We start from the raw sequence: 12,664 nt of genomic DNA, 5'->3' as shown, positions 1-12,664 counted from the left end.
ATGCCGAGCGTCCAAACGTTTTCTGTTTGAGTGGTTACTACCTGGAGTAGTATTCCACGACGAGCTGTTCTTCCAGCTTGACCGGGATCTGGTCGCGGAGCGGGAGCTTCACGAGAGAGCCTTCCATCTTGCCGGCGTCGACAGTCACGTATTCAGGAGCAGCCGGAGCGTTAGCAATGGCTTCCTTGATCTGAACGTGTTCCTTAGAGCCTTCGCGAACTGCAATCACGTCACCGGCCTTGATCTGGCGGGCGGGAGAGTAGCTGCGAACACCGTTCACGGTGAAGTGGCCGTGAGCGACATACTGGCGAGCTGCAAAAATCGTGCGAGCAAAACCCATGCGGTAGACAAGGGCGTCAAGACGGGTTTCGAGCAAGATCATCAGGTTGTCACCAGCAGAACCGGCGCGACGGTTGGCTTCGTCATAAGCCTTGGCCAACTGAGCTTCGGAAATGTTGTAGGTGAAACGCAGACGCTGCTTTTCGACGAGCTGCTGCTTGTACACGGAAGAAGACTTCTTGCGGGTCTGACCATGCTGGCCGGGTGCAAAGTTACGGCGATCGAGAGCCTTCTGAGTCTTCTGAGAAACGGCGAGTCCGAGAGAACGGGCTACCTTACCTTTTGGTCCACGGAAAGAGGACATTTTTACCTCGTTAAAGGAAGCTCTTTGGTTAACATGCATGTTGGCAGAGCTTGGCGCGACATGCACTCATTGGTCGCACATATATAGAAATAATTCTGCGTTACGTCATTGCGGGCGTAGCGAAACAATCCAAAAAAGAGCAAAAGAGGCGCTTTTTATGAAAATTCTTTAACCCGGACTGCCTCTGGAGGTTTGGGGCTGGTATCAGGGGCCAGGGGGAGCGCGGTGCTAAAGCTCTTTCGTGTAAATCGGATTGAGGGATGCCTTTGCCCCGAGAGATTCCTTGAACTTGAACAGCGGAAGGTTCAGGTATTCGCCGCGGTTTTCGGTCGAAATTCCCCAGGAAAATCTGGAAAAACCGTCTTTGGCCGCTTCTCGCATGACGTTTACGTACATGGCGGTTGTCGGGTGGAAGGACTTGATTTCGTCGTTCGGGGCGATGTACTGGGCATGCCTTACGTTAGCTTGTGCAAAATCAAAGAGCATCATTCCGGCAACGAAGGTGTTTTTCATCCAGAGCGCCTTGAATTTAACTTCTTCGGAAATTCTGTTGTGACGAAGGTCCAGAAGCTCGTCGAGGGTGTGCACCGGCTTTACGTTGTACTTTGCCTTCGATTGGCACAGGTAATCGTAGAATACGGGCATTTCGCTGTCCGTCATGTCGCGGTATTCCAGTTCGTACGGAATGGACTTGCGGAAAACGGAGCGGCATGTCTTTTCGCAGTTGTCCAGCGGATCGGCGTCTTTTTCGAGGGTGCAGACGGCGCTCAGTTCTGTTTGCCGCCTGTATCCGCGGTGCTCCAGAATATATTCGATGAGTGCGGTGGATTCGGTCGAAAATAGGCTCGATGTCGGGCGCATCATGGCGCTGCTGCAAATTCCCTTGAGATAATTCTCGGCTTCGTCCATGATATGTATCAGGCGCTCTGCCGAATAGAAATGCTTGGAAATGACGGGGCCTCCGAAGGTAGAACCCTGGTGAGAAATCCACTTTCCGTCACTTAGGATATTGCCCGGAAAGGCTGCGACTATTGTTCCGCTGGACTCAATCAGAAAAGAGGCGTCTGTGAACCTATCGCTAGGATGGTAGTTCAAAAAACGGCGCGTCTGCAGGAAGGTGCCGTTCACGGATTCCTGCATCACGAACCGGTCCCATCGTTTATCGAGCGTTTCGTTATAGGGCAAAATTTCGAGCATACTTCAATATTAGAAAAGTTGATGCGGATGTACCTGACTAAAAAATTGTATATTACGCCTATATTATGGCGGATTTTGAACAGAAAGTACAAATCATTCAGCTTCCCAAGTTCCTGGACGAGCGTGGGAATTTGAGTTTTTTGGAATCGGGAAAGCATATCCCGTTCAAGATCGGTCGCTGCTATTGGATTTACGATGTTCCGGGAGGCTGCCTTCGCGGAAGCCACGCCTTTAAAACGCAACAGGAATTTATCGTAGCCCTTTCGGGGAGCTTTGACGTCGTCATTCACGACGGTGTAGAGGAACGCCGCTACTCACTTTCGCGTTCGTACTACGGACTTTACCTGCCTCCGATGCATTATCGCACACTCGACAATTTTTCGACGAATTCCCTTGCGCTGGTAGTATCTTCGGCGGGCTTTACTGAAGAAGACTACATTCGCGATTTCGACGAGTTTATCCGCGAGGTACGCAAATGAACGCGCAGGACCTGAAAAACGCACGTATCGACTTGTGCTCGCTTATTGAACTTCCGCGAATTAGCGAACGTTCCGGAAGCTTGACGCCCATCCAGAATTCGAAGGAGATTCCCTTCGATATCAAGCGGGTGTTTTACCTGTACGATATTCCTGGCGGCGTGACGCGCGGTGGACACGCCCACAAGGAATGTCACCAGTTGTTGGTTGCCGCTAGCGGGGCCTTTGACGTCAAGGTGAGCGATGGCGAAAGCGAAAAGCTTTTTCGTCTCGATAGACCTTATTTTGGGCTGCACATTCCGCCTGGAATTTGGGCCGAAGAGCTTGATTTTTCTTCGGGGTCCATTTGCCTGGTGCTCACGTCGCATGAATTTGACGAAACAGACTACTGGCGCGACTACGGGGAATACCTCAAGTTCAAGAAATCTCTTTGAGGGGTGCTATGGCTAAAATTCCGTTTCTTGATTTAAAGCAAGTCAATGCCCCTTGTATGCAGTCCCTGAAGGCTGCTGCCGATGATGTGGTGGAATCCGGCTGGTATATTCGGGGAACCTATTGTCGGGATTTCGAAAATGCGTTTGCCGCCTATTGTGGAGCCTCTTATGGGGTAGGCGTTGGAAATGGGCTCGATGCGCTGACGCTCATGCTTCGTGCAGAAATCGAGCTTGGCCGCCTTGATGCTGGCGATGAAATCCTGGTGCCCTCGAACACCTATATTGCAACGGTCCTTGCCGTGTCTGCTGCGGGGCTTGTACCTGTGCCGGTGGAACCGGACGAAAAGACTTTTAATATCGACCCGACCCGTTTGGAAAGCGCCTGTACCAAAAAAACGCGCGGAATAATGGCCGTGCATCTTTACGGGCGTGCCGCGGATATGCCCCGAATTTGTGCATTTGCCCGTGAACGCGGACTCCTCGTGTTCGAGGACTGTGCCCAGGCTCATGGTGCTCGTGGCGTCTGTGCAGGCGATGTCTCTGCCTTCAGCTTTTATCCGACGAAAAACCTCGGTGCCTTGGGCGATGCCGGAATGGTGCTCACCAATGATGCAGACCTTGCGCGCGTGGTGCGTATGCTTGGTAATTACGGCTCCGAGATTAAGTATGTGAACAAGTACCGTGGCGTCAATTCTAGGCTCGACGATTTGCAGGCGGCGTTTTTGCTCGCAAAGCTTCCACATCTGAAAGAGTGGAACGAACGTCGTCGAGAAATAGCGGCCCGCTATTGTCAGGGAATCAAGAATCCGCTGATTGTATTACCCGAAATTCCGAACCCTCCAGAGGAGCATGTGTGGCACGTGTTTACGGTACGCACTGCCGAAAAGAAAATTCGCGATGCCTTGCATGCGTATCTGGAATCACACGGTATAGGAACCCTGGTCTTTTACCCGACTCCGCCTCATTTGCAAGAAGCCTACGGGAATGTTCCCGATGCGGCTCCCTGTGGGAGTGGAATCCTTGGAAAGTCGGGCGATTTTCCGATTGCCGAAAAAATGGCCGAAACCGTCTTGAGCATTCCGGTAAGCCAGGTGCTGACCGATGCGGAAGTCGACGAAATTATTGGAGCGATGAATGCGTTTGAGCTCTAGGATTGTACGAAAGCTGGTTCGCACGCTGCGTAGCCTTTTTTACAGGATGATTTCGACAGCGAAGGTCGAGGGAAAGTTCCGTGCCGTTTCTCCCGTACTTTGCGAGGGCCGCGGCAAGGTTTGCGTGGGCGAGAAGGTGGTGCTTGGCTTTGTCGAAGACGCCGACTTCTGGACGACTTATTCTTTCTTGAATCCGCGAACCGAAGGTGCCGTTATTTCGATTGGTTCGGGAACGCAAATTTGCAACCATTTTACGGCGGTTGCCGAAGGCCCCGGAATCGAAATTGGCGAAAACGTCCTCATTGGGACGGGTGTCACGATTCTGGATAGCGATTTTCATGAAATAGCGCCTTCGATGCGTGTGGGCGGAACTCCGAAAATGGGGCATGTATCCATTGCGAACAATGTATGGATCGGGGAGCGCGCCGTCATTTTAAAGGGCTCGAAAATAGGAGAAAATTCCGTAGTGGCGGCTGGTGCGGTCGTTTGCGGGGAATTCCCGGCAAACGTGGTCATCGGAGGCGTGCCTGCGAAGGTTATCCGCGCTGTTTAGTGGGCTTGGATATGGAAAATCAGTCGAAATTCTGGAAAATGTTCTTTGGCTCCGGTTCCGTTGCCGTTTTCAATGCGATTCGCGCCTTTGTGGTCAACAAGCTTTTGGCTGTATTTTTGGGGCCGTCGGCATACGCGTGTGTGGGGCAGTTCCTGAACCTGATGACTTTAGGGCAGGCAACCTCTTCGCTTGCGATGCAGAACGGCTGGGTGAGCCTTACGGCCCAGAACAAGGAATCGACCGAAAAATTACTCGGAATATGGCGTGGGGGGTATCGCCTCACGGTCTATGCGACAATCGTGACATGCGTGGTCGCCGTCCTGTTCTGTTTTTTCGCGCCTCTTGAATCGCTCCTCCCCGGAGTACCCCGGCGACTTGCCCAGGCGGCAATCCTTTTTGCCCTTCCCGGAATTTTGGCGACCAACATCATTACGATTTCGTCGTCGGTCATGAACGGTCTTGGAAATTACCGGCGCTGGGCAAGCATCAATATCGTGGCCTCTATCTGGCAGATGCTCTGGGTGGCCTATTTCCTTTTTACGGGACACTTGAGCGTCCTTTCGATTATTGCGACGCAGTCGGTGTTGGCGGGTGTGTTTGCGGCGATGTCGGCATCGCGTGCGGGTTTTAGCTTTAAGCGGTTAAAGACGTCGGTGCTAGAAATTCGCGCTCCGTGGAAATCGTATGCCCTGATGGGGCTTGTGCCGATGGTGCTAACCCCCTTGGTACTTACCTTTGTGCGTTCGTTTGTGGGTTCTACGATGGGCTGGGATGCGGCGGGCATTTGGCAGGGAATCTACAAAATTTCGGACTTTATCGCAACGCTTCTTTCGGCGTCGCTGGGGGTGATTGTGCTCCCGAAGATTTCTGCCGAACTTTCGCGCCAGGAATTTTCGAAAATGTTTAGGCCGATCTTTATCCGCATGGTGGCGTTTTCGCTTGTAATGGTGCTTGCGCTTTATTTCTGCCGTGGAATCGTCGTGACCGTTTTCCTTTCGTCGGCGTATGCGGGCGTTGCCGATTACATGGGTATTCAGCTGGTGGGTGATTTTTTCCGTTCGGCAGGCTGGTGCCTTGGCTTTGTGCTGATTGCCAGGCAGGCGACGAAAGCCTTCTTGTCGATTGAAATTGCGGCACAGCTTTTCTTTGCGGTGTCATCGGTTGTTCTGGTGAAGCTTATCGAGTTTAACGGACTCATGACGGCGTATGCCCTAGAAAATTTATTGACGCTTGTCGCTTTGGCATTTGCGGTCCGGAGGCTTAAGTGGAATACTCCGTAACGAATATGTTCGCCGAAAAGATGACGGAAAACGTCTATGTAAAGGCTTTTGCCCAAGGTGAAGAAATGGAACAGCGGGAATTTCCGCCGCTTGTATCGGTGCTCTTGGCAAGCTACAATCACGAAAAGTATGTCGAGGAATCGGTGCGCTCGGTGATGGCGCAGAAAGGAGTGACCTTCGAACTGATTGTCCTTGATGACGGAAGCTCCGACCGGTCGCATGAAATTCTTACGAACCTTGCTGCCGAACTGAAGTTCCGCTACATTCATCGTGAAAATAGGGGCGTGATTGCAACCCTGAACGAAATGCTGGAACTTGCCCGAGGAAAGTATTTCTGTACTTTCGCCTCCGATGACATCATGCCGCCTGATCGCCTGAAAAAGCAATTGGATTTTTTGATGTCGCATCCGCGTGCGTGCGCCTGTTTCGGTCAGGTGAAGCCGATGACGGAAAACGGGGTGGTTTCAGACCTTGTAGATGCCACGTATATGGCCTGCGTTCCCGAAATTCATTTTGAAGAAATCTTCTTGGGAAATAAGGCCTTGCACGGTTGTTCCGAAATGTTCGTGACGGAGGCTGTTCGACGTTTAGGGGGCTATGATGCGCGCTTCTTTTTCGAGGACCTGCCGCTGTACCTGAAGGTGCTTTACGAATATGGACCGCAGCCGGTGTCCGCTGATTTGATTTGTTGCTACTACCGCGAACACGGTGATAACTTGCATGCAAACCATAACCGCATGTATGCGGAATTTTTGCGGATTATTAAACTGTACGACAAGCACAGGCTTTATCCAGAGGCCGTAAAAAACTGGAAGGCGAAATGGTTCTCCGCCCTTGCGTATGCCCAGAAGGGCGAGGCCTTGAAGAAGCTTCCGCAACTGGCGACATTTTCGACGGCTTTCCTGAAACGTCTGCCTAAACTTTTTATTCCGAGGATGTTCTTGAAGCATTAGTGAACGTCATGGCGAGGAAAGACACAATCTGTTCTTGTAAGGAAAATCAATGATTTCTGTTTGTATGGCTACATATAACGGTGCCGAGTTCATCTGCGAACAGCTGAAAAGCATTCTTTCGCAGTTGCCACCCGATGCAGAAATCGTGATTGCCGATGACGGTTCTACCGACGATACCCTGCAGCTCATTGCAACGTTCGGGGATTCAAGAATCCGCGTTCTCCCTGCCGAAAAGCATCTGGGGGTCATCTACAATTTTGAACGCGCGTTCCGGGCGGCAAAGGGTGATGTTCTCTTTCTTGCGGATCAGGATGATCTCTGGCTTTCGGGAAAGGTCTCGAAGGTCCTTGCAAAATTAGAGGAATGCGATTTGGTGATGCACGATGCCTGGTTGCTGCATAAGGGCGATGCGGGAATGTGGGTGCGCAAGGGAAAATTGAGCGATATTCGCCCTTACCAGAGTGGCGTTGTTTGCAACTGGTGGAAAAATTCCTTTACGGGGTGCTGCATGGCTTTTCGTAGGAATGTGCTTGAATCATCGCTTCCGTTCCCGAGGAATCTTCCGATGCACGATCAGTGGCTGGGCCTTGTGGCTGAAAAGAAATTTAGGGTCGGCTTTATGGAGGATGTCTTGGTGGAATACCGGCAACATTCCTCGAATGCGACCCGAATAGGGAATTCCCCTGCGGGTATTCTTCAGAAAATCAAGTGGCGCATGGATTTGCTGAAGCCTCTCCTAACCTTCAAATAGAGATCCTTCGGTTTCACATTGTTCCCTTCGGCAGGCTCAGGGTCCTTACAAGGTTAGCGAGCCTGCGAAGCGTGAGCTTGTTGAACTTCGCTCCAGCCGATTTGCACGATGGCGCCTGCACGAACCAAGTTCCCCTGGGCATCTTCGTAGTCCTTGAGAATCTGGTTGTATTCCACGACATCGCGACGTAGCTTGACATCTTTGTTGATGCGGCGGAGCAGCATGTCCTGTTTCCACTGGGCTGCGGCGGAGAGCTTTTGACAAGAAACATCGAGTGCGTCCAGGTAGGCGGGAACGGCATCCAGGAAAGTTTTCTCGAACGGCTTTGCCTTGGATTTTGCCTGCAGTACAAGATTCTTCTGGTTGATGGCGTTCTTGCGGATTTCGCTCATGAGTCTAACGATGCGTTCATAGTCCACCTGGGGCCAGATAAGGCAGAATGGCCACATTTTTTTCCAGTGGAACTTGAACATGGATTCGTGGGCGGTGTTTTTGGCGCGCAACAATTCCTTGAGGTTCTCGAAAATCACCTGGGACGGGAGCTTTTCTTTGTTTTCTGATTCGCTCATGGGCTGCAATATACTAAAAAAGCGGACGTTTTCTGTAAAAATGAATCTTTTTACCGAAACTTTACTTGTTTTTTTTTATTTTAGAATTAAATTCTATGTGCAAAAACTTGCAAAAGGATACTTATGGATAAAAAGAAGTTCAAAATTTTGTTGATTGCCGATATTGTACTCATCATTGGGCTTTTTGCCTTGATGATGGTGCTCAAGGGCAATTATAATGACCAGGCACAGAAATCCGTAAACGAACAGGTGGGGGCCTACCTCGAAAAGTCGAACGGAGTGGTTCAGGAACAGTGGAAGTCCGTAGACCAGTATGGTATGGCTTGGCGCCTCGTTTATGCCACCTTGACGAATGCAAAGACCGAAGCCGCCTTTGATGCTGTGGTCAAGGCCATCGAAGCGGACAAGGATGCTCGCTTCAAGCAGCTTTCTTACATGTACGAAGCCGCTGGCATTCCTCCTCAGGCTCAGAACTCTATTTATGAAAAGGCTGGCCTTGCCGAAAAGTTCCTCCTGAAGGACGAAGGCGGCGTCAAGGAAGTTGCTTGCGGAAAGAACTGCGTGATTAGCTTCACCTTTGCCAAGGGCAAGCTGAAGTCTAGCGACTACAAGGCTCTTGCCGGTTACAACATGGCTGAAAACTTTAAGCTGGAAGCTCCGGCTCCCTACCACTTTGAATAAGGAGTAATGAATAATGAACGTTAAAACAATTTCCATTGCTCTTTCTGTTGTTGTGGTTCTGCTTCTTGCGACGCTCTTGATGCAGAAGGGGAGCTATGTTTCTCAGGCTACGGAACATTACGAAAAGACCACGACCAAGTCGTACAAGGGTGCATCCCAGATCGTGGAATACGTGAACAATTCCATCGAAACGAACAAGGGTGTCTGGAACCTTGCCGTGGAAACGATTCAGACGGTAAAGTCCTCGCAGGACCAGGCTCGCCTCGAAGCCAAGTATTTCCCTTCTACCAAGGGTTCCATGAGCATTGCGAATATGACTCGCCGTTTCGAAGCGACGGGTGCATACTACATTGTCTCTAACTTCTCTAAGGTCGAAGTGGACAAGAAGACCGAAGTCAAGTCTTTGGCTGGTCTTGTTTCCGTGAACGTGAACGCTCTCCTCGGCAATTCCATTGACGAAGCCATCGAAGAAGAAGGCGAAGAGGGTGAAGAAGCTGTCGAAGAAGCTCCGGCTCCGAAGAAACCGGCTAAGGCTGCCAAGGGTAAGAAAGGCAAGAAGGGCAAAAAACGCTAATCTTTCCTTTTGAATGGATTATGAAAAACGACCCGATTTGATCGGGTCGTTTTTAGTTAATCTTGGTTCGCCCTTCGCCTCGACAACAGGTTTATACCTGTTGCCTCGTCTCGGCGCATGTGCGGTCCTTGCTATACATCTCCCACTTCGCCAGTGGCAACGAAGTTGCGGACGGCACGAGTGATACGCATGCTACAAAAATTAGGCCCGCACATGCTGCAGAAGTGGCTGCTCTTCGCCTGGCTTCCGGGGAGCGTCTTGTCGTGGAATTCCATGGCCTTTTCGGGGTCAAGGGAAAGCGCGAACTGGTCGTTCCAGCGGAAGTCAAAGCGGGCGCGGGAAAGGGCGTCGTCGCGGAACTGTGCTGCAAAGTGTCCTTTCGCAAGGTCGGCCGCATGGGCGGCGAGCTTGTAGGTGACCACACCGGCGCGCACGTCGTCGCGGTCGGGGAGTCCGAGGTGTTCCTTGGGCGTCACGTAGCAGAGCATGGCGGTTCCGTACCAGCCGATTTGAGCCGCGCCGATGGCCGACGTAATGTGATCGTAGCCGGGGGCGATATCGGTGGTGAGAGGGCCGAGCGTGTAGAACGGGGCGCCGTGGCATTTTTCGAGCTGGCGCGCCATGTTGTCCTGAATCTTGTGCATGGGCACGTGGCCCGGACCTTCGATAATCACCTGCACGCCGTATTCCCAGGCAATCTTCGTGAGCTCGCCGAGCGTGTCCAGTTCTCCGAACTGGGCCGCGTCGTTAGCGTCGGCCAACGACCCCGGGCGAAGCCCGTCGCCGAGCGAGACTGCCACGTCGTAAGCGGCGAGAATTTCGCAGATTTCGCGGAAGTGCGTGTACAAGAAGTTCTGCTGGTGGTGGCGCATCTGCCAGAGGGCGAGAATGGAGCCGCCGCGGCTCACGATACCCGTGGTGCGCTTGGCGGTCAGCGGAATGTGTTCCAGCAAAAGTCCCGCGTGAATCGTGAAGTAGTCCACGCCCTGTTCCGCCTGCTCAATAAGCGTGTCGCGGTACAGTTCCCACGTGAGTTCTTCGGCCTTGCCGTTCACCTTCTCGAGCGCCTGGTAAATAGGCACCGTGCCGATAGGTACGGGGCTGTTGCGGATAATCCATTCGCGCGTCTCGTGAATGTGCTTTCCGGTGGAAAGGTCCATCACGGTGTCGGCACCCCAGCGCACGGACCAGGCCATTTTTTCGACTTCTTCTTCGATAGAAGAAGTAATGGCCGAGTTGCCGATGTTGCTGTTAATCTTGGTGAGGAAACGGTTGCCGATAATCATCGGTTCGCATTCCGGGTGGTTGATGTTCCCCGGCAGAATCGCTCGTCCTGCGGCGATTTCGTCGCGCACGAATTCCGGCGTAATAGGGGAGCCTGCCACCTGGATTTTACCCTGGGCCTGCAATTCATCAAGGCGCTGGTTTTCGCGGATAGCCACGTATTCCATTTCCTTGGTGACGATTCCCTTGCGGGCGTAATCGAGCTGTGTCAGGTGATGACCAGCCTTGGCGCGGAGCGGGTGGTGTTCTGCGTTAAAGCGCAGGTGGTCGAGCTCATGGTTTGCGCGGCGGGCGCGGCCATAAGCAGACGTCATGTCGTCGAGCTGTTCGGCGTCACCACGTTCCATAATCCAGGGTTCGCGAAAACGTTCAATCCCCTTCGTTACGTCGAGCTTGGCGTCTACATCGCTGTAAGGGCCACTCGTATCGTACACCGTCACGACAGGCGTTTCGGGGTCTTCTGTCAAAATTTCGCGCATTCCCACGCGGATGTCCGGGTACATTTTCCCCGGAACATACACCTTGCGGGAATTCATAAAAGGTTTAAGGAGAGAATCCATTACTTTTCCTTAATGCCATCCCCGGGTTTCCCCGGGTTTGTCATCCCCGCGAAGGCGGGGATCTTCTTTACTTACTTTACTCCGATGAGGCTCAGGTCGCGCACAGCACCCTTGTCTGCAGAGGATGCCATGGCGGCGTATGCCTGCAGAGCCTTGGATACCACGCGGTCGCGATGTTCCGGCTGCCAAGCCTTGGCGCCGCGGGCTTCCATTTCCTTGCGGCGGGCGTCGAGTTCGGCGTCGGTGAGTTCCACATTGATGGTGCGGTTCGGAATATCGATTTCGATAACGTCGCCCGTGTGCACGAGGCCGATGTTACCCTTGTTGGCGGCTTCCGGAGAAGCGTGACCGATGGAAAGGCCGCTCGTACCGCCGGAGAAGCGACCGTCGGTGAGGAGGGCGCAGGACTTGCCGAGGTGACGGCTCTTGAGGTAAGAGGTCGGGTAGAGCATTTCCTGCATGCCGGGGCCACCCTTCGGGCCTTCGTAGCGGATAACGACCACGTCGCCAGCCTTCACCACGTTCGGGTCGAGAATGCCCTTCACGGCATCTTCCTGGCTTTCGAACACCACGGCGGGGCCGGTGAACTTGAAGATGGATTCATCGACGCCGGCGGTCTTCACGATGCAGCCGTCCACCGCGAGGTTACCGTACAGAACAGCGAGGCCGCCGTCCTTGGTGTAGGCGTGTTCGCCGTCGCGGATTGCGCCCGTGGCACGGTCGAGGTCGTGGTCCGGATACATGAAGTTCTGGGAGAAGGCTTCGATATTGTACTTGCGGCCCGGGCCAGCGAGGTAGCGCTGCTTGGCTTCGGCGCTCGGACTCCGCTTGAGGTCGTTCACTTCGAGAGCTTCGCCCATCGTAGCGGCGTGAACGGTCTTTGCATTCTTGTGGATGAGGCCCATGCGGTCAAGTTCACCGAGAATGCCCATGATACCGCCTGCGCGGTTCACGTTTTCCACGTGAATGTTGTGAACGGTCGGGGCGACCTTGCAGATGCACGGCGTGTTGCGGGAAAGGCGGTCGATGTCCTTCATGGTGAAGTCAACGCCAGCTTCCTGTGCGACGGCGAGCAAGTGGAGCACGGTGTTGGAGGAACCGCCCATGGCGATGTCGAGGCGCATGGCGTTTTCGAAGGCGTCCTTCGTGGCGATGCTGCGCGGGAGGATGCTTTCGTCGTTCAAGTCGTAATACTGGTGGCAGAGTTCCACGATGCGCTTACCGGCGGCTTCGAAGAGCTTCTTGCGTTCGGCGTGCGTTGCAACGATGGTGCCGTTGCCAGGGAGGCTAAGGCCGAGGGCTTCGGTAAGGGAGTTCATGGAGTTTGCGGTGAACATGCCGGAGCAGGAACCACAGGTCGGGCAAGCGTTAGCTTCGATGGCGGCCACTTCTTCGTCGCTGATGGTATTGTCAGCAGAATCGATCATGGCGTCAATCAAGTCGAGGGCGCGGTCCTTGCCGTCCTTCGTCGTGACGTGACCAGCTTCCATCGGGCCGCCAGAAACGAAGATTGCCGGAATGTTGAGGCGCATGGCGGCCATGAGCATACCCGGAGTCA

At 53.2% G+C, this 12,664-nt stretch carries 14 protein-coding genes; 9 read left to right on the top strand and 5 right to left on the bottom strand.

The annotated features are described in order from the left end of the window. Window positions 1-37 precede the first annotated feature (37 nt). Together rpsD and Q0W37_RS12990 are read right to left on the bottom strand one after the other, a co-directional pair. Complete coding sequence (rpsD, locus tag Q0W37_RS12995; RefSeq protein WP_072978811.1) at window positions 38-643, bottom strand: 30S ribosomal protein S4; 606 nt, start codon at window positions 641-643, stop codon at window positions 38-40. A gap of 228 nt (window positions 644-871) precedes the next feature. Continuing rightward, complete coding sequence (locus Q0W37_RS12990) at window positions 872-1,840, bottom strand: GNAT family N-acetyltransferase (protein ID WP_297701981.1); 969 nt, start codon at window positions 1,838-1,840, stop codon at window positions 872-874. 65 nt (window positions 1,841-1,905) lie between these two features. Here Q0W37_RS12990 and Q0W37_RS12985 point away from each other — a divergent pair, with 65 nt between their 5' ends. Genes Q0W37_RS12985 through Q0W37_RS12955 form a run of 7 tightly spaced genes read left to right on the top strand, consistent with a single transcriptional unit; the run spans window position 1,906 to window position 7,438 of the window. Then, window positions 1,906-2,319 (top strand): FdtA/QdtA family cupin domain-containing protein, encoded by a 414-nt coding sequence (locus Q0W37_RS12985; RefSeq protein WP_297701980.1) that lies wholly within the window; start codon window positions 1,906-1,908, stop codon window positions 2,317-2,319. Then, entirely contained in the window at window positions 2,316-2,750 is a 435-nt protein-coding gene (locus Q0W37_RS12980; RefSeq protein ID WP_297701979.1) for an FdtA/QdtA family cupin domain-containing protein, read from the top strand. The genes Q0W37_RS12985 and Q0W37_RS12980 overlap by 4 nt, the downstream gene beginning before the upstream one ends. A gap of 8 nt (window positions 2,751-2,758) precedes the next feature. Next, entirely contained in the window at window positions 2,759-3,901 is a 1,143-nt protein-coding gene (locus Q0W37_RS12975; protein ID WP_297701978.1) for a DegT/DnrJ/EryC1/StrS aminotransferase family protein, read from the top strand. Then, on the top strand, window positions 3,885-4,454 hold the full coding sequence (locus Q0W37_RS12970) for an acyltransferase (RefSeq protein ID WP_297701977.1): 570 nt from the start codon (window positions 3,885-3,887) through the stop codon (window positions 4,452-4,454). Before Q0W37_RS12975 ends, Q0W37_RS12970 begins: the two co-directional genes overlap by 17 nt. Before the next feature lie 11 nt (window positions 4,455-4,465). Next, window positions 4,466-5,734 (top strand): O-antigen translocase, encoded by a 1,269-nt coding sequence (locus tag Q0W37_RS12965; RefSeq protein ID WP_297701976.1) that lies wholly within the window; start codon window positions 4,466-4,468, stop codon window positions 5,732-5,734. Further along, window positions 5,719-6,687, top strand: coding sequence for a glycosyltransferase family 2 protein (locus Q0W37_RS12960; RefSeq protein ID WP_297701975.1), 969 nt, complete (start codon window positions 5,719-5,721; stop codon window positions 6,685-6,687). The genes Q0W37_RS12965 and Q0W37_RS12960 overlap by 16 nt, the downstream gene beginning before the upstream one ends. Before the next feature lie 49 nt (window positions 6,688-6,736). Beyond that, window positions 6,737-7,438, top strand: a complete 702-nt coding sequence (locus tag Q0W37_RS12955; protein ID WP_297701974.1) for a glycosyltransferase family 2 protein — start codon at window positions 6,737-6,739, stop codon at window positions 7,436-7,438. A gap of 53 nt (window positions 7,439-7,491) precedes the next feature. On the opposite strand, the gene Q0W37_RS12950 is transcribed toward Q0W37_RS12955, so the two are convergent. After that, the gene (locus Q0W37_RS12950; protein ID WP_297701973.1) at window positions 7,492-8,007 is read right to left on the bottom strand and encodes a hypothetical protein; all 516 of its coding nucleotides are present in this window, start codon (window positions 8,005-8,007) and stop codon (window positions 7,492-7,494) included. A 123-nt stretch (window positions 8,008-8,130) separates the two neighbouring features. Here Q0W37_RS12950 and Q0W37_RS12945 point away from each other — a divergent pair, with 123 nt between their 5' ends. Continuing rightward, window positions 8,131-8,688 (top strand): hypothetical protein, encoded by a 558-nt coding sequence (locus Q0W37_RS12945; RefSeq protein ID WP_297701972.1) that lies wholly within the window; start codon window positions 8,131-8,133, stop codon window positions 8,686-8,688. Between the two features lie 13 nt (window positions 8,689-8,701). Continuing rightward, window positions 8,702-9,262 (top strand): hypothetical protein, encoded by a 561-nt coding sequence (locus Q0W37_RS12940; RefSeq protein WP_297701971.1) that lies wholly within the window; start codon window positions 8,702-8,704, stop codon window positions 9,260-9,262. Between the two features lie 131 nt (window positions 9,263-9,393). On the opposite strand, the gene thiC is transcribed toward Q0W37_RS12940, so the two are convergent. Next, window positions 9,394-11,106 carry a phosphomethylpyrimidine synthase ThiC gene (gene thiC, locus Q0W37_RS12935; RefSeq protein WP_297701970.1) on the bottom strand — a complete coding sequence of 571 codons (1,713 nt, stop codon included), beginning with the start codon at window positions 11,104-11,106 and terminating at the stop codon, window positions 9,394-9,396. 71 nt (window positions 11,107-11,177) lie between these two features. Then, window positions 11,178-12,664: dihydroxy-acid dehydratase (ilvD, locus tag Q0W37_RS12930; protein WP_297701969.1), on the bottom strand; the 1,487-nt coding region annotated here is incomplete at its 5' end.

Source organism: uncultured Fibrobacter sp., assembly GCF_947166265.1.
GTDB lineage: Bacteria > Fibrobacterota > Fibrobacteria > Fibrobacterales > Fibrobacteraceae > Fibrobacter.
This window is presented reverse-complemented; position numbering and strand designations above follow the sequence as displayed.

Coding starts and splice junctions, on each gene's coding strand:
- Q0W37_RS12975 (WP_297701978.1), top strand. CDS start 2,759: ATGGCTAAAATTCCGTTTCTTGATTTAAAGCAAGTCAATGCCCCTTGT.
- Q0W37_RS12940 (WP_297701971.1), top strand. CDS start 8,702: ATGAACGTTAAAACAATTTCCATTGCTCTTTCTGTTGTTGTGGTTCTG.
- rpsD (WP_072978811.1), bottom strand. CDS start 643: ATGTCCTCTTTCCGTGGACCAAAAGGTAAGGTAGCCCGTTCTCTCGGA.
- Q0W37_RS12945 (WP_297701972.1), top strand. CDS start 8,131: ATGGATAAAAAGAAGTTCAAAATTTTGTTGATTGCCGATATTGTACTC.
- Q0W37_RS12965 (WP_297701976.1), top strand. CDS start 4,466: ATGGAAAATCAGTCGAAATTCTGGAAAATGTTCTTTGGCTCCGGTTCC.
- Q0W37_RS12980 (WP_297701979.1), top strand. CDS start 2,316: ATGAACGCGCAGGACCTGAAAAACGCACGTATCGACTTGTGCTCGCTT.
- Q0W37_RS12950 (WP_297701973.1), bottom strand. CDS start 8,007: ATGAGCGAATCAGAAAACAAAGAAAAGCTCCCGTCCCAGGTGATTTTC.
- Q0W37_RS12985 (WP_297701980.1), top strand. CDS start 1,906: ATGGCGGATTTTGAACAGAAAGTACAAATCATTCAGCTTCCCAAGTTC.
- Q0W37_RS12990 (WP_297701981.1), bottom strand. CDS start 1,840: ATGCTCGAAATTTTGCCCTATAACGAAACGCTCGATAAACGATGGGAC.
- thiC (WP_297701970.1), bottom strand. CDS start 11,106: ATGGATTCTCTCCTTAAACCTTTTATGAATTCCCGCAAGGTGTATGTT.
- Q0W37_RS12970 (WP_297701977.1), top strand. CDS start 3,885: ATGCGTTTGAGCTCTAGGATTGTACGAAAGCTGGTTCGCACGCTGCGT.
- Q0W37_RS12955 (WP_297701974.1), top strand. CDS start 6,737: ATGATTTCTGTTTGTATGGCTACATATAACGGTGCCGAGTTCATCTGC.